This is a genomic window from Mesorhizobium sp. B1-1-5, from assembly GCF_006443065.1.
Classification (GTDB): Bacteria; Pseudomonadota; Alphaproteobacteria; order Rhizobiales; family Rhizobiaceae; genus Mesorhizobium.
The window spans coordinates 15,205-31,154 of the sequence record NZ_VFWS01000056.1 but is presented as its reverse complement, the minus strand read 5'-3'; the positions used below and the strand labels follow the sequence as shown (position 1 = coordinate 31,154).

Genomic DNA, 15,950 nt, shown 5'->3' with positions numbered 1-15,950 from the left:
TCGAGGTGGTGCTCGGCGACGAGGCTGTCGAAGGCGCCATCGAGGCCATCCGCAAGGCGGCGCAGACCGGCCGCATCGGCGATGGAAAAATCTTCGTCTCCAACATAGAGGAAGTCGTGCGCATCCGCACGGGCGAGACCGGCATCGACGCCATCTGACCAAAACCTACAATCCATTTCCGGACGTCATCACACAGGGAAGAAATGACATGACGACAGCCAAAGACATCATGAAGCAGATCAAGGACAACGACGTAAAATTCGTCGACCTGCGCTTCACCGATCCGCGGGGCAAGCTGCAACATGTGACGATGGATGTCGTCGAGGTGGAGGAAGACATGTTCGCCGACGGCGTCATGTTCGACGGCTCCTCGATCGCCGGCTGGAAGGCGATCAACGAGTCCGACATGGTGCTGATGCCGGACACCGATACCGTCCACATGGATCCGTTCTTCGCCCAGTCGACCATGGTCATCCTGTGCGACATCCTCGATCCGATTTCGGGCGAGGCTTACAACCGCGATCCGCGCGGCACCGCCAAGAAGGCCGAGGCCTACATGAAGGCGGAAGGCATCGGCGACACCATCTATGTCGGTCCTGAGGCCGAGTTCTTCGTGTTCGACGACGTCAAGTACAAGGCCGATCCCTACAACACCGGCTTCCGTCTCGACTCGACCGAACTGCCCTCCAACGACGACACCGACTACGAGACCGGCAATCTCGGCCACCGTCCGCGCATCAAGGGCGGCTATTTCCCGGTGCCGCCGATCGATTCCTGCCAGGACATGCGTTCCGAGATGCTGACCGTGCTCGCCGAAATGGGCGTGCGCGTCGAAAAGCACCACCATGAGGTCGCCGCCGCGCAGCACGAGCTCGGCATCAAGTTCGACACGCTGGTGCGCAACGCCGACAAGATGCTGATCTACAAGTATGTCGTGCACCAGGTCGCCAACGCCTACGGCAAGACAGCCACCTTCATGCCGAAGCCGGTGTTCGGCGACAACGGCTCGGGCATGCACGTCCACCAGTCGATCTGGAAGGGCGGCAAGCCGACCTTCGCCGGCAACGAATATGCAGGCCTGTCGGAGAGTTGCCTCTATTACATCGGCGGCATCATCAAGCACGCCAAGGCGATCAACGCCTTCACCAATCCGCTGACCAACTCATACAAGCGTCTGGTGCCGGGCTATGAGGCGCCGGTGCTGCTCGCCTATTCGGCGCGCAACCGCTCGGCTTCCTGCCGCATTCCGTTCGGCAACTCGCCGAAGTCGAAGCGCGTCGAGGTCCGCTTCCCCGATCCGGGCGCGAACCCCTATCTCGGCTTCGCCGCCATGCTGATGGCCGGCCTCGATGGCATCAAGAACAAGATCCACCCCGGACAGCCGATGGACAAGGATCTCTACGACCTGCCGCCGAAGGAGCTGAAGAAGATCCCGACCGTTTGCGGCTCGCTGCGCGAAGCGCTGCAGAACCTCGACAAGGACCGCGGTTTCCTGAAGGCCGGCGGCGTCTTCGACGACGATCAGATCGACAGCTATATCGAGCTCAAGATGGCCGAGGTCATGCGCTTCGAAATGACCCCGCACCCGGTTGAGTACGACATGTATTATTCGGTCTAAGCTTCTGATCGGATAGAAATTCTGCCCTTGGAAGGCATTCCCTTCCAAGGGCTTTTCATTTCTGAAAACGGGGTTTTCGCGTTGGCGCGGCGCGTGCCGGCCGGGCAGGCGCACCTGCACCGCCGGTTCGAATTTCTCCGGCGACATCTTCATCGCCTTGGTCAACCACGACGGGAACCGCACGCCCGCGCCCTGCCCCACGCCAAGATATTGTGGCAGCGCTCAAATCGCGTGACGTCATTGCCGCCTGACGGCGGCAGGCGGGCCTGTATTTGCCGGCTTATCCCATGCAAAAAGCCCCAGCGGGTTTCCGCTGGGGCTTTTCTAGCGTGCTCATCGCGCCGGGGGCCTGCGCCCCTGGCAAGCGAGGAGATCAGGCGGCAGCCGAAACCGCGGCGGTCGAAACCTGCGAGATCGTCTTCAGCACCTGAGAGGCGATCTGGTAGGGGTCGCCCTGCGAGTTCGGGCGACGGTCTTCCAGGTAGCCCTTGTAGTCGTTCTTGACGAAAGAGTGCGGAACGCGGATCGAAGCGCCGCGGTCGGCGACGCCGTAGGAGAATTTGTTCCACGGCGCGGTTTCGTGCTTGCCGGTCAGGCGCTTGTCATTGTCCGGGCCGTAGACCGCGATATGATCCATCAGGTTCTTGTCGAACTGCGCCATCAGCGCCTCGAAATAGGCCTTGCCGCCGACTTCACGCATGTACTTGGTCGAGAAGTTGCAGTGCATACCCGAGCCGTTCCAGTCGGTGTCGCCGAGCGGCTTGCAGTGGAACTCGATGTCGATGCCGTATTTTTCGGTCAGGCGCAGCAGCACGTAGCGCGCCATCCAGATCTGGTCGGCCGCCTTCTTGGAGCCCTTGCCGAAAATCTGGAATTCCCACTGGCCCTTGGCCACTTCGGCGTTGATGCCTTCATGGTTGATGCCGGCGGCGAGGCAAAGGTCGAGATGCTCCTCGACGATCTGGCGGGCGACGTCGCCGACGTTCTTGTAGCCGACGCCGGTGTAATACGGGCCCTGCGGGGCCGGGTAGCCGCTCTCGGGGAAGCCGAGCGGACGGCCGTCCTTGTAGAAGAAATACTCCTGCTCGAAGCCGAACCAGGCGTCCTCGTCGTCGAGGATGGTCGCGCGGCTGTTCGATTCATGCGGGGTGACGCCATCGGGCATCATGACTTCGCACATGACCAGAATGCCGTTGGTGCGGGCCGGGTCCGGATAAAGCGCGACCGGCTTCAGCACGCAATCGGAGCTGCGGCCCTCGGCCTGGTTGGTGGAGGAACCATCGAAGCCCCATAGCGGCAGCTGCTCGAGCGTCGGGAACTCGGCGAATTCCTTGATCTGGGTCTTGCCGCGCAGATTGGGGACCGGTGTGTAGCCGTCCAGCCAGATATACTCGAGCTTGTATTTGGTCATTCTAGAGCCTCTCGTTGCTTGATCACCGCCAAAGGGTGGCGACGCTCGGCCGGCTCGAGCCGGCCTGCCGACGGTCAAAAAGCAATTCGTATGCCACTCGGCCTTCGCAGGGTGCGGCAAAATGGTCATGGCAACGCGTTGATTTTGTTGAGCCGTCTCAGCAATGCGACTGGATCGTTCAGGCGCCGATTTTGCTTATAAAATAGGCATTTGCTGATCTTTTTGTAAGCATATTGCCTAAAGGAGTCGCAGGGCATATTTTGACGGGAAGGTGAATCGGCACGCTCCTGAAAAGGCGAGGAGATCGGCAATGCAAGTCACGCCATCGCGGCCGTCGGCAAAAGTCCTGCTGTTCCCGCTCGCAGCACGCAAGTCTGCCTCAAATTTAGGCGCCAAGGCCAAATTCGCGGCAGAACTTGCAGCGCTTCGCGGCGAGCACGCCGACTTCGACGGCTGGTACCACGAAGCGGCAATCGAGGAAGAGAACCAGCAGCGCAAGAGCTGAGCTGACCGCTTTCTTCCAATTGGGCATGAAAAAAGCCCGGCGCGATCGCTCACGCCGGGCCTTCTGTTTGAACGGGATGACCGAGGTCATTCCTTGGCGTGCAGGTCTGTACCGAGCGTATCCCTGACGAAGATCATGCCGATGATAAGCGACATTGCCGCGATGATCACCGGATACCAGAGACCGTAGTAGATATCGCCCTTGTAGGCGCTGAGCGCGAACACCGTTGCCGGCAGCAGACCGCCGAACCAGCCATTGCCGATGTGGTAGGGCAGCGACATGCCGGTGTAGCGAATGCGGGTCGGGAACATCTCGACCAGGATGGCCGCGATCGGCCCATAGACCATGGTCACGAACAGCACCAGGATGAACAGGATGCCGATCGTGAGCGGCCAGTTGATGGCTGCCGGATCGGCAGTCATGGCGAACGGACCGCCGCCCGGGATGTTGTAGACGGTGACTTCGGGCGCACCCGCCGCCTCGTCCTTGGTCAGCAGCTTGTCGGCGATCGCCTTGTCGGCCGGAACCGTCGCCTTTTCGCCGCCGCGGATGGCCGCGGCATCGAGCTTGAGCTCGGGGTTGGCCGCGATGAAGGCGTCGAGCTTCTGATCCGGTACCTTGGCTGCTGCGCGCTTCAGCGGATAGCCGCCGTCCCGCAGCGACATGTTCACCGCTTTCTGGAAGGCCGCCTCCTTGGCCTTGGCCTGATCGCCAGCGGCAACGGCGTCATAGGACGCCACCGTCTCATTGCCGATCTTGACCGTGGCAGCCGTGCCGGACGCCGCCGTCGCAACGACGTCGTAAGGCACCGAGTTCTTGGTCAGGAAGGACGTCGCGATATCACAGGATGTCGTGAACTTCGCCGTGCCGACAGGATTGAACTGGAACTTGCAGTCGCCGGGCGCTGCCGTCACCGTCGCGCGGGTGTTCTGCTGCGCGGTGGCCAGGGCCGGATTGGCGGCCCAGGTCAGCGCCTTGAACAGCGGGAAGGTGCAGACGATGCCGAGCGCAAGGCCGGCCATGATGATGGGCTTGCGGCCGATCTTGTCCGACAGCCAGCCGAACACGACGAAGAAGATCGAGCCGACGGCCAGCGCGATAGCGATCATGACGTTGACCGACCATGCGTCGACCTTCAGCACGTTCTGCAGGAAGAACAGGGCGTAGAACTGCCCGTTGTACCAGATCACGGCCTGGCCGGCGGTGAGGCCGAGCAGCGCCAGCAGCGCGATCTTGGCGTTCTTCCATTGACCGAAGGCCTCCGACAGCGGCGCCTTGGAGCCCTTGCCCTCTTCCTTCATGCGCTGGAAGGTTGGCGACTCCGAGAGCGACAACCGGATCCAGATCGAGATGGCAAGGAGGAGGAAAGAAACGATGAAGGGGATGCGCCAACCCCAACTGGCGTAGGTCTCCTTGCTGAGCGAGCCCTGGACGATCAGGATGACGATCAGCGACAGGAACAGGCCGAGCGTCGCCGTGGTCTGGATCCAGGACGTGTAGTAGCCGCGTCGGTCGTCGGGGGCGTGCTCGGCGACATAGGTCGCCGCACCGCCATACTCGCCGCCGAGCGCCAAGCCTTGCAGCATGCGCAACCCGATCAGGATCACGGGAGCCAAGATGCCCAAGGTTGCGTAGCCAGGCAGCAAGCCGACCAGGAAGGTCGACAGGCCCATGATCGTCATGGTGACGAGGAAGGTATATTTGCGGCCGACAAGATCGCCGATGCGCCCGAAAAGCAGCGCGCCGAACGGGCGGACAAGGAAGCCGGCGGCAAAGGCAAGCAGCGCAAAGATGTTGCGCGTCGCCTCGGGAATCGCCGGGCTGAAGAAGGTTGAGCCGATGAAGGCGGCCAGCGAGCCGTAGAGATAGAAATCGTACCATTCGAAAACGGTGCCGAGCGAGGAGGCGAAGATGACTTTCTTCTCCTCCCGCGTCATGCCGCGGCTGGTTCTGCCGGCGGTTGAGGCCATTGCCATTGATGTATCCTCCCGTGAGATCCCGTCTGTCCTCGATGGCTGCGCGCCACCGTCCTCGATGGCTGCGCGCCACCGTCCGCGCTCCTGCGAACGCAGACTCGAAAACGCAGCCAACGAAGGAAAAAATGACAGAAAGGGCGCGCGAAAGGCACCGCGACAATGGGATTATGACTTTGGTATTAGGTGCAGTGCGAAGGCGCTCAGGCCTGTAGTGCCTCGAGCAGGGTGACCGCCGCCATCATGTCGCGCTTGCGCGCCAAGCGGCGCGCCATGGCCTCCGCATCCTGGCCCCAATGCTCGATCTGCCAATCCTCGTCGACATGGCCGGCCGCCCAGGCTTCCTCGCCGTCGAGCTCGCCGAAATCGACCGCTAAAGCCAGCAGCGCCGAGCCAGTCAGCGCGGTCATGACATGGATGGCGGCCAGCCGCATCGGCTCCGAGCGCTGGCCAAGATGCGCGCCGAGGACCGCGATGGTCTCGCGCGGCTGCTCGACATGGATGACGCCTTCGGCAAGGTTGAAGCGTGCGCCGAGATGGCCGCGCGCCCAGTCCAGCACCGGGTCCCAATGCTTGTTCTGGCGATCGACCAGGCCTTGCGGGCCGTCGGCGCGGTAGCAGAGCAGGTCGGACGAGGCGAAGCGCAGGATATCTTCCAGCACCGCCTGCGGATCAGAGGCGACGCCGTCGATGGCGGTGTTCACCAGCCGCATGACCGGCATCGTCACGGGATCGATGACTTCGCCTTGCGCGCTGAATTCAGCGGCCACAAGTGCTGCAGCCTTTTCGGTCGGCAGCACCATCACAGCCTTGCCCGGCGTGCGCACGGGGCGGCTGTCCAAATGAACGGCAAAGCCATTCTCGACAGGAGCCACCGAAACAGCCTTGTAGAAACGCTTCGGCAGCGGCGTCTTCATCTGGATCTGGGCGCGGCGCACAGGATCGGGATCTGAAAGCAGCTTTCCGGCTTCGAGGTCTTCGAGGATGTCGCGCATGCCGAACTCCTTAAAGCAATTTGAGGAAAATTGTGAAGCGGTTTTGCATCCGCAATCGCGTCAACACAAAGAGATAGGGCAGCCTTGCCGTTCCGCGGGCTGATCTATGGTGTGGGCTGTCTGCGCGCCGGCCGATTGACGATGATCAGCCCGGCGGCAATCAGGCCGAGCGCCAGGAAAATCCTGGTCGTCGGCAGCTCGCCCAACAGCACCGCGCCGCACAGGACGCCGAACACCGGCGACAGAAAGGCGAAGCTCGACAAGCCGGCCGCCGGATAGCGCGTGAGCAGCCAGAACCACAACACATAGGTGAAGGCGACGATATAGAAAGACTGGAACAGCAGCGCCAGTGTCGGCAGGACGGCAAGCGCGCGGATGGGCGGGCCGGCGAAAGGCATCACCAGGAGGCCGACGACGGCGGCGCCGGCCAGCTGATAGAGCAGCAGTTTCTCCGCGCGCGTCTCGACCAGCCTCGATCGTTTGATGACGATGCTGGTCGCCGCCCAGAGGACGCCTGAGCCGAGACTGAGCAGATCGCCGGTCAGTGTCGCGCCGCTGCCGGCAGTGATGCCGTCGGAGAAGACCGCCGCCAGGCCGCAGAAGGCGAGAACAAGGCCACCGAGCTTGCGCGCATTGATGCGCTCGCCAAGCAGGAAATGTCCGCCGATCAGCACCCAGAACGGCATGGTGTTGACCAAGAGCGTGTTGCGGGCAACGGTCGTATGTTCGAGGCCGATATAGAGACACAGGAACTCGATGCCGAAGAGCACGCCGACGACGATGCCGGCGGCCAGCGTCCGATCCGCTTCGAAGAGCTTGATGCCGCGCAGCCGGCACCAGGCGAACACGCAGGCTCCCCCGATGAGCGAACGTGCGATCGAGACGAAGACAGGGTCGTAGCCGGAGTATGACACCTTGGCGGCGACATAGTTCAGCCCCCAGGAAAAGGTCAGTCCGACCATAATGGCCGCCGCCGTCATATCGACTGCATCGCGTCTGTCCAATGCGGGGGCGACAGCCAAGTCAGTCTTCCGCGCTCTGGTCGTCGAAGCCGATCAGGTTCCAGCTCTGGCGCATATGCGGCGGCATCGGCGCCGTGACGTCGATGACGCCGTGGTCCGGATGCGGGATGATGATGCGGCGCGCATGCAGGTGCAGGCGGTTTTGAATGCCACCCGGGAAATCCCAGTTGGTATCGGCTTCGAAATATTTGGGATCGCCGATGATCGGGCAACCTATGTAGGCGGCGTGAACGCGAAGCTGGTGCGTGCGGCCGGTATAGGGCTCCATCTCCAGCCAGGTCATCGTCTGCGCCGCCTGCTCGATGACACGGTAGTAGGAGACGGCGTGGTCGGCGCCCTTCTCGCCATGCGCAGCCACGCGCACGCGGTCGCCATCTTCCGTCGGCTCCTTGATCAGCCAGGTCGAGATCTTGTCCTCGCGCTTGGGCGGCACGCCCTTGACCAGCGCCCAGTAGGTTTTCTTGGTTTCGCGCGCGCGGAACGCTTCCGAAAGCTTCATCGCCGCAAGACGGGTGCGGGCGACCACCAGCACGCCGGAGGTGTCACGGTCGAGGCGGTGGACGAGGCGCGGCTTCTCGCCCTTCTGGTTGCGCCAGGCTTCCAGCATGTCGTCGACATTGCGGGTGACGCCGGAGCCGCCCTGCACGGCGAGCCCCGCCGGCTTGTTGAAGACGAAGACTTTCGGGTCCTCATGCAGAAGCATCTTGGCGAGCACGTCGGCATCGCCCTGGTTGCGGATCGAGTGGCCGGTGAGCGGCGCATCCCCCTTCTTATCGACGTCGAGCGGCGGAACGCGAACAGACTGGCCTGGCTCGACACGCGTGTCGGCCTTCACCCGGCCGCCGTCGACGCGGATTTGCCCCGACCGAAGCAGTTTCTGCAGATGGCCGAAGCCGAGGCCCGGATAATGGACCTTGAACCAGCGATCGAGCCGCATGCCCGCCTCGCCGGCCTCAACCGTGATCTGTTCAACACCCGCCATGGCTTTGCTTTTCCGTTCGAAAGCGGCGCCATAGCACTAAGGCGGACAGGTTGCGAGCCAAAGGCCCAACAAAGCGCGATAATTACCCCAATCGTCGCGTTATCAGATCAACTCTCCGAAGGTACCGCGCATAGGGTCGAGCGCGTCAGGAAGCGCTTCTCGCGACCATTGTCGAGCGAGAACATGCCGCCCCTGCCCTTCACTACATCGATGATAAGATCGGTGTGCTTCCACGCCTCATATTGCGAGGCGCCGATATAGACCGGCGTATCGCCGATTTCGCCCAATTTCACGTCATTGTCGCCGATTATGAACTCGCCACGCGGGTAGCACATCGGCGAAGAGCCGTCGCAGCAACCACCGGACTGGTGGAACAGAACCGGGCCGTGATCGGCGATGATCTCGGCAAGCAGCGCCTCGGCCTCCGGCGTGGCCGACACCTTGCTCAACGAAGGCTTGTCCATCAAATCCTCCTCGACTGACGGGAGGACGCGGGTGGGCCGCGCCCTCCTCTTCGCCCAGGGAGGATCAGAAGAAGCCGAGCTTCTTCGGGCTGTAGCTGACCAGCATGTTCTTGGTCTGCTGATAGTGGTCGAGCATCATCTTGTGCGTCTCGCGGCCGATGCCCGACTGCTTATAGCCGCCGAAGGCAGCATGCGCCGGATAGGCGTGATAGCAGTTGGTCCAGACACGTCCGGCCTGGATAGCGCGGCCGAAGCGGTAGCAGCGGTTCGCGTCGCGGCTCCAGATGCCGGCGCCGAGGCCGTAGAGGGTGTCGTTGGCGATCGACAGCGCCTCGTCATCGTCCTTGAAGGTCGTCACGGACACGACGGGTCCAAAGATCTCCTCCTGGAAGATGCGCATCTTGTTGTTGCCCTTGAACACGGTCGGCTTGACATAGTAGCCGCCGGCAAGGTCGCCCGGCAGATGGTTCTGCTCGCCGCCGGTCAAGACCTCGGCGCCTTCCTGGCGGCCGATGTCGAAGTAGGACAGGATCTTTTCCAACTGCTCGCTCGAGGCCTGCGCGCCGATCATGGTGGCGGGATCGAGCGGATCGCCCTGGACGATTGCCTCGACACGCTTCAGCGCGCGCTCGATGAACTTATCGTAGATCTTCTCGTGCACCAGCGCGCGGCTGGGGCACGTGCAGACCTCGCCCTGGTTGAGCGCGAACATGACGAAGCCCTCGATCGCCTTGTCGAAGAAATCGTCGTCTTCGGCGGTCACGTCCTGGAAGAAGATGTTGGGCGATTTGCCGCCAAGCTCGAGCGTCACCGGAATGAGGTTTTGGCTGGCATATTGCGAGATCAGGCGGCCGGTGGTGGTCTCGCCGGTGAAGGCGATCTTGGCGATGCGGTTCGACGAGGCGAGCGGCTTGCCGGCCTCCAGGCCGAAGCCGTTGACGATGTTGAGCACGCCTTCGGGCAAGAGGTCACCGATGAGGTCGGCCCACAGCATGATCGTGGCCGGGGTCTGCTCGGCGGGCTTCAGCACCACGCAATTGCCGGCGGCGAGCGCTGGCGCCAGCTTCCACACCGCCATCAGCAGGGGGAAGTTCCATGGAATGATCTGGCCGACGACCCCTAGCGGCTCATGGAAGTGGTAGGCGACGGTGTCGTGGTCGATTTCGGAGATCGAGCCTTCCTGGCTGCGCAGCACGCCGGCGAAATAGCGGAAATGGTCGATGGCCAGAGGCAGGTCGGCGGCGGTCGTCTCGCGGATCGGCTTGCCATTGTCCCAGGTCTCGGCGAGCGCCAGCAGGTCGAGATTGTCCTCCATGCGGTCGGCGATGCGGTTGAGGATCAGCGCGCGGGCCGCGGGGCTGGTCTTGCCCCAGGCGTCCTTGGCCTTGTGGGCCGCGTCAAGCGCGGCCTCGATGTCACTTGCGTCCGACCGGGCGATCTCGCAGAGCGGCCGGCCGGTGACCGGCGAGATGTTGTCGAAATATCTGCCGGAGAGCGGCGCCGTCCATTTGCCGCCGATGAAGTTGTCGTAGCGTTTGGCGAAAGGAACCTTGGCCGTGCGCGAGAATTCCACCTTGTTCATCACTGCCTCCCAATGAGCACGCCGCGGGATGCGGCGCTATGGAGGAAGGGTTGCGGATGGGCTCAGGTTTGTCATCCCGGGGCTGGATGATCGTGGCGCGCGACTGTCGCAGAACTGCGACAGTCCGGTCTGCAATCAATGCGGGCGGCGAATGTCGAAGCGGGCGAGCTTGCGATGCAGGGTGGCGCGAGAGATGCCGAGGTTCTGCGCGGCGGCCGAGACGTTGCCGCCGGCGCGCGCCAGCGCCCGCTGAACCACACCTCGTTCGGCATCGTCCAAATCCTCAGCGGTCTTTGCGCAGTCGCCGAGAATATCGGTGGCAAGCAGTCCTCTCGCCAGCGCTTCCCGCGTTATGCCCAGACCAAGACGGGCAGAGCGCGTCGCGCCGATCACAAGATCATCCGAATCGACCGCTATCAGCGCACCGGCGCTGCGCTCGGTGACGGGTGCGAGCAAGATGCGGGCATCCGAAAACACCATGCGGAAGTTTTCCGCTTCGATCCGGCGCGCAGCGTCGCCGACCGCAACCGCGATGAGCTGGACAAAGCCCTCGGTCAGGTCCGACCGGCAGGACGAGACATCGAGCGCCGCCGCCAGATTGCCTTCATGGTCATAGACCGGCGCCGTGGTGCAGCTCAGCAGCGTGTTGCGGGAGAAGAAATGCTGATCACGGTGGATGGTCAGAGCGCGCTGGTCGGCGATGCAGGTGCCGATGCCGTTGGTGCCTTCGCTGTCCTCGCTCCAGACGGTGCCGGTCCACAGGCCCCATTCATCGAATGTCTCATCGTCCGCGACGGCGCCCCGGCGCTCGACCGGGATGCCGTCGCGATCCGCCAGCATGACGCAGCAGCCGACGCCGCCCACGGCGAGATAGAGCCGATTGAGGCTGGGTTCGGCCGCGCGGATCAACCGCTCCATGCGCTGCCTCGTGAGCCTGAGCTCGCCTTCGGTCAGCCGCCTTGGCGCCGTGCGTGCCGCAGGGTCCAGGCCGTGCAATTGGAGGGACCGCCGCCACGAGGCGACGACCGCCGAATGGGCTGCGTCGCTCTTGGCGACCGAGGCCTGGACCTGGTCCGCGTGCACGGCTGGTTGCCGTCCAATCAACCTAATCCTCCCGGTGAGCGGAACCTCCTGCCGCTCCGTCGTCATGCTCGCTAGACAATTCCGCTGCCAATGGCAGTTCAGCTTCGATAGAACGCTGGCCGGCAAGCGTATTTGATCCTGCGCAATTCCGGACGAAAATCGCTACGCACATCCTGGAATTGTGCCGGAGTCCTAACGGTCGCGGCTCCGCCGCGCCATTGGACGTTGGTTTAAGGCGGATCGATGCGAGGTTCCGCCGTGGTCAGTTGGCGGCCGCCTTCGGTTTGGACGAGCCGATCATCTTCCAGTTCTTGTAGAAGACAGAATTGATGCGCTCCACGCTGACCGAGACGATGGCGAGAAGGCCCGCGATCAGTTTTGGGAACGGAGACGGCCGGATGATGTCGACGAAGACGCAGTAGCGTCGGCCGTCATATTCGTTGACCGAGCGGTGGAACAGCGTGTCGTCGAAGATGAACAGCGGATTGTCGTACCAGTAGTTCTTCTTGCTGCCGCACTGGACGAAGATCTCGGCCTTCACCGGTATCAGATTGTAGAGGATGCGCAGGCTGAGCCGGAGCGGACCGAAGTGCCAGGACGTCGATTCGCGCTTGCTGAAAACGGATACCGCGATCGTCTTGATGTATTTGTAATCCTTGTTGAATTCGGGGACGTTATCGATCTTGTGCTTGCCGTACCACTGGTAGACATACATGCCGCGTCGGCCGGCGCCGAAATTGGCATCGATATCGGCGATGATCTCGTCCTTGCGCGCCTTGAAGACGCCCAGCACCTCGTTGATCTCGCGCTGATAATCCTCGGGGAACTGCTCGGGCTTCCAGACCCCGGGGTTGCGGTAGCTGAGAAGGTCGACGATCAGGTTGAACGGCGACAACAGCCAGGTGAACAGGCCATTGCCGAGGAAGTAGCGCTCGAACAGGTTTTGGCTCTTCTGGTCGTTGCGCATGACATCGATCAGGCCGCAGACGACCCAGATCGTGGTCAGGATCGGGATGAAGTAGAAGGCGAGCGCGAGAACTACGGCGGCGATGGCGGCCTTGCGGAGCGTCTTGACGGTTTGCTTTGTCATTGTCATTCGCGCGGGAGCGCGATCCTGTTCCATGGGACAAAATCACGGCAACCCCCGCCAGCCGTGCGTCTTGATAGGATTTTTCGTTTCCCGGCACAATGCCGCAGCAAGTGTGATCCACCATTGGTGCGGCTTCGCGACGAAGCGTGCCGACCGCCGGGCCGTGCAACTCAGCTGTTCCGTTCGCCGCGCAGCTTTGCCCAGTATTCCAGCCGCTTGCGGATATCGCGCTCGAAACCGCGTTCCGGCGGATCATAGAAAGTGCGCCGGCCCATCTTCTCTGGAAAATAGTCCTGTCCCGAAAACGCCTCCGGCTCATCATGGTCGTAGCGATAGCCGGCGCCGTAATCCTCCTGCTTCATCAGCTTGGTCGGCGCGTTGAGGATGTGCTTGGGCGGCAGCAGCGAGCCGAACTCCTTGGCTGCCGCGGTCGCAGCCTTGAAGGCGGTGTAGACGGCGTTCGATTTCGGTGCCGTGGCGAGATAAACGGCGGCCTGGGCAAAGGCGAGCTCGCCCTCTGGCGAGCCAAGATAGTCATAGGCGTCCTTGGCCGCATTGGCTACGACAAGCGCCTGTGGGTCGGCGAGCCCGATATCCTCCACCGCCATGCGCACGAGACGGCGGCCGAGATAAAGCGGATCCTCGCCGGCATCGAACATGCGGGCGAGGTAATAAAGCGCGGCATCCGGATCGGAGCCGCGCACCGATTTGTGTAGCGCCGAGATCAGATTGTAATGGCCGTCCTGGCCCTTGTCGTAGATCGGCGCGCGGCGCTGGATGACGCGCTGCAGGCCTTCCGGCCCGAACACTTCGCCTTTCTTGGCGGCGCGCCAGACTTCCTCAGCCAGCGTCAGCGAGGCGCGGCCGTCGCCATCCGCCATGCGGATCAGCATGGCGCGCGCTTCTTCGTCGAGCGGCAGCGCCCTGCCCTCGGTTTCTTCCGCTCGGGCCAGAAGCTTGGCGATGCTGTCCTCACCCAGCGAACGGAACACCAGCACGCGCGCGCGTGACAGAAGCGCTGCATTCAATTCGAAGGACGGGTTCTCCGTCGTGGCGCCGACCAGCACCACCGTGCCGTCTTCCATCACCGGCAAAAAACCGTCCTGCTGGGCGCGGTTGAAGCGATGGATCTCGTCGACGAAGAGCAGCGTCTGGCGGCCGTTGGAGCGCCTGAGCTTGGCCGCCTCGAACACTTTCTTGAGGTCCGCGACACCGGAAAACACGGCCGAGATCTGCTCGAAGGCAAGATTGGTCTCGCCGGCGAGCAGCCGCGCCACTGTCGTCTTGCCGGTGCCGGGGGGACCCCAGAAGATCATCGAGCCGAGCGAACCCGAATCGATCAACCTGGTCAGCGCGCCGTCAGGTCCGGTCAGATGCTCTTGCCCGACGACCTCGCCGAGGTTTTTTGGGCGCAACCGATCGGCCAGCGGCCGCCCGGGCGGCGCCTTTTCCGGCTCATCGGAACTGAACAGATCGGCCATGCAAGTCTTTTGTTTGAACGCGGTTCCGCTCGTTTGAGAGCATGATCTTGTCCGAACACCGGTTCCCGCTTTCTGCTACGCGGGCCTTCAGTTCGGGATCATGCTCTAAATGGGCAGATCGCCTCAATAACGCAACACCTGGCGCAGTATCTGCCCGCCGCGCTCAACGGTAAAGCGCCACCAGCGCGTGTCCTGCTGGGCAACCTGCGCCAGTGTCGCCGCGGTCTCGATGGTGGTGCCGTTCACCTCGCGCACGATATCGCCCGGCTGGAAACCGAAATCGGCGGCCGGCGAATCGCGGCCGATATCGATGACGGTGACGCCCTTGAGGTCGGTGCGAAGGCCAAGCCGCTGGGCAAGCCTGGGCGACAGTTCCGCCACTTTGGCGCCGGAAAAGGGATTGCGGCCACGCAAGGTGACCTCGCTGGGCTTAGCGCCTTCCGGCGCGCGCTCCAGCGGGATTTCCAGCGTCGCCTGCTGCCCCTTGCTCAGCACGGCGAACGTCGCCTTGGTGCCGATCGACAGCGTCGCCATGCGATAGTCGAGCGCCTCGATGCTTTCGACCGGCGTGTTGTTGAGCGACATGATGACGTCGCCAGCCTTGAGCCCCGCCTTGCCCGCCGGCCCGGTGGCATCCACGGACGAGACCAATGCGCCGGTGGGTTTCTCCATGCCGAGCGACTCTGCGATCTGCGGCGTCACCAGTTCGAATTCCGCACCGATATAGGGACGCTCGAAGAAGTCGAGCCCGGCCTTGGCGGCGTCGGCGAAGGCGCGTACCATGTTCGAGGGAATGGCGAAGCCGATGCCGATCGAACCGCCGCTGCGGCTGTAGATGGCCGTGTTGATGCCGACCAGCTGGCCGCCCATGTTGATCAGCGCGCCGCCGGAGTTGCCGGGATTGATGGCGGCATCGGTCTGGATGAAATAGCCCGAATCCGAAACGCCGATATGGCTGCGAGCGAGCGCCGAGACAATGCCGCTGGTGGTGGTCTGGCCGACACCGAACGGATTGCCGATGGCGAGCACAAGGTCGCCGACCTCAAGCGCGTCGGAATCACCGATGGCGATCACCGGAAACGGCTTGTCGGCCGAGATCTTGAGCACGGCGAGATCGAGCGTCTCGTCCTTGAGCATGACCTTGGAGGTGAACTCGCGTCCGTCGGCGGTCGCGACCTTCACCTCGTCGGCATCCTTGATGACGTGGAAGTTGGTGACGATCACGCCGCTCGGATCGACCAGCACGCCGGAACCCAGCGAGGATTGCGCGCGCGGCTGGGCACGGCCGAAGAACTCCTCGAAGAAGGGATCGCCTTCGAAGGGTGACGTCACCTTTGCCGTCTGCGAGGCATAGACATTGACGACGGCCGGCGCCGTCTGCTTGACCAGCGGCGCGAAGGAGAGCTGCACCTCCTCGCGGCCGAACGGCACGCGCTTGTCGGGGCCGGACGTGCCGTTCTCGCCTTCGACGCCGTGCAAGAGATCGGTCAGCACGTCGGAGAGGCCCGGATCGGCCGGCTTGGCGGCGTCCTCTGCAAAAGCCTGTCTTGCGGCCGGTGCCGCGGCAAAGACCGCCAGCGCGGCAACAAGAAACAGTCGTTTGAGGTGCATTCTCGAATCCCTCCAGATAGGGCGCCATTGTCTCGACGAATGTGCAGAATGAAAGGCTAATGCACACAAATGCGACACTTGTCGCGCAAAAGCTTGAGCCTGGGCGTGAAATTCCGCTCACCCCGCTCAAACC

Annotated in this window: 14 protein-coding genes; 3 read left to right on the top strand and 11 right to left on the bottom strand. The window is 62.9% G+C overall.

Annotation, left to right across the window (positions count from 1 at the left end):
- A partial coding sequence (locus FJ980_RS17730; RefSeq protein ID WP_140544921.1) for a P-II family nitrogen regulator occupies positions 1-158 on the top strand: 158 nt, incomplete at its 5' end.
- A 50-nt stretch (positions 159-208) separates the two neighbouring features.
- The gene (gene glnA / locus FJ980_RS17725) at positions 209-1,618 is read left to right on the top strand and encodes a type I glutamate--ammonia ligase (RefSeq protein ID WP_095765489.1); all 1,410 of its coding nucleotides are present in this window, start codon (positions 209-211) and stop codon (positions 1,616-1,618) included.
- Between the two features lie 373 nt (positions 1,619-1,991).
- Here glnA and FJ980_RS17720 read toward each other — a convergent pair whose 3' ends face one another.
- On the bottom strand, positions 1,992-3,029 hold the full coding sequence (locus tag FJ980_RS17720; protein ID WP_140544919.1) for a glutamine synthetase beta-grasp domain-containing protein: 1,038 nt from the start codon (positions 3,027-3,029) through the stop codon (positions 1,992-1,994).
- A gap of 310 nt (positions 3,030-3,339) precedes the next feature.
- Between FJ980_RS17720 and FJ980_RS17715 the strand changes: the two genes are divergently transcribed.
- Positions 3,340-3,534, top strand: coding sequence for a DUF2735 domain-containing protein (locus tag FJ980_RS17715; RefSeq protein WP_140544917.1), 195 nt, complete (start codon positions 3,340-3,342; stop codon positions 3,532-3,534).
- 86 nt (positions 3,535-3,620) lie between these two features.
- Here the strand turns inward: FJ980_RS17715 and FJ980_RS17710 are convergent, their stop codons facing one another.
- The 10 genes from FJ980_RS17710 to FJ980_RS17665 all read right to left on the bottom strand — a co-directional run bounded on the left by FJ980_RS17710 (position 3,621) and on the right by FJ980_RS17665 (position 15,817).
- On the bottom strand, positions 3,621-5,510 hold the full coding sequence (locus tag FJ980_RS17710) for an MFS transporter (protein ID WP_140544915.1): 1,890 nt from the start codon (positions 5,508-5,510) through the stop codon (positions 3,621-3,623).
- 200 nt (positions 5,511-5,710) lie between these two features.
- The gene (locus FJ980_RS17705) at positions 5,711-6,502 is read right to left on the bottom strand and encodes an ATP12 family chaperone protein (RefSeq protein WP_140544913.1); all 792 of its coding nucleotides are present in this window, start codon (positions 6,500-6,502) and stop codon (positions 5,711-5,713) included.
- A 104-nt stretch (positions 6,503-6,606) separates the two neighbouring features.
- Positions 6,607-7,464 (bottom strand): DMT family transporter, encoded by an 858-nt coding sequence (locus tag FJ980_RS17700; RefSeq protein WP_246676443.1) that lies wholly within the window; start codon positions 7,462-7,464, stop codon positions 6,607-6,609.
- 61 nt (positions 7,465-7,525) lie between these two features.
- The gene (locus FJ980_RS17695; RefSeq protein ID WP_140544911.1) at positions 7,526-8,506 is read right to left on the bottom strand and encodes an RluA family pseudouridine synthase; all 981 of its coding nucleotides are present in this window, start codon (positions 8,504-8,506) and stop codon (positions 7,526-7,528) included.
- A gap of 107 nt (positions 8,507-8,613) precedes the next feature.
- Positions 8,614-8,970 (bottom strand): DUF779 domain-containing protein, encoded by a 357-nt coding sequence (locus FJ980_RS17690; protein WP_140544909.1) that lies wholly within the window; start codon positions 8,968-8,970, stop codon positions 8,614-8,616.
- Between the two features lie 64 nt (positions 8,971-9,034).
- Entirely contained in the window at positions 9,035-10,552 is a 1,518-nt protein-coding gene (gene adh, locus FJ980_RS17685; RefSeq protein ID WP_140544907.1) for an aldehyde dehydrogenase, read from the bottom strand.
- Positions 10,553-10,687: 135 nt separating this feature from the next.
- The gene (locus FJ980_RS17680; RefSeq protein WP_224638986.1) at positions 10,688-11,635 is read right to left on the bottom strand and encodes a helix-turn-helix domain-containing protein; all 948 of its coding nucleotides are present in this window, start codon (positions 11,633-11,635) and stop codon (positions 10,688-10,690) included.
- Between the two features lie 262 nt (positions 11,636-11,897).
- A complete protein-coding gene (locus tag FJ980_RS17675; protein ID WP_140544903.1) occupies positions 11,898-12,725 on the bottom strand; it encodes an aspartyl/asparaginyl beta-hydroxylase domain-containing protein in 828 nt (275 codons plus the stop codon).
- A 170-nt stretch (positions 12,726-12,895) separates the two neighbouring features.
- Entirely contained in the window at positions 12,896-14,206 is a 1,311-nt protein-coding gene (locus FJ980_RS17670; protein WP_140544887.1) for a replication-associated recombination protein A, read from the bottom strand.
- A 123-nt stretch (positions 14,207-14,329) separates the two neighbouring features.
- A complete protein-coding gene (locus tag FJ980_RS17665) occupies positions 14,330-15,817 on the bottom strand; it encodes a DegQ family serine endoprotease (RefSeq protein ID WP_140544885.1) in 1,488 nt (495 codons plus the stop codon).
- Positions 15,818-15,950: the final 133 nt, after the last annotated feature.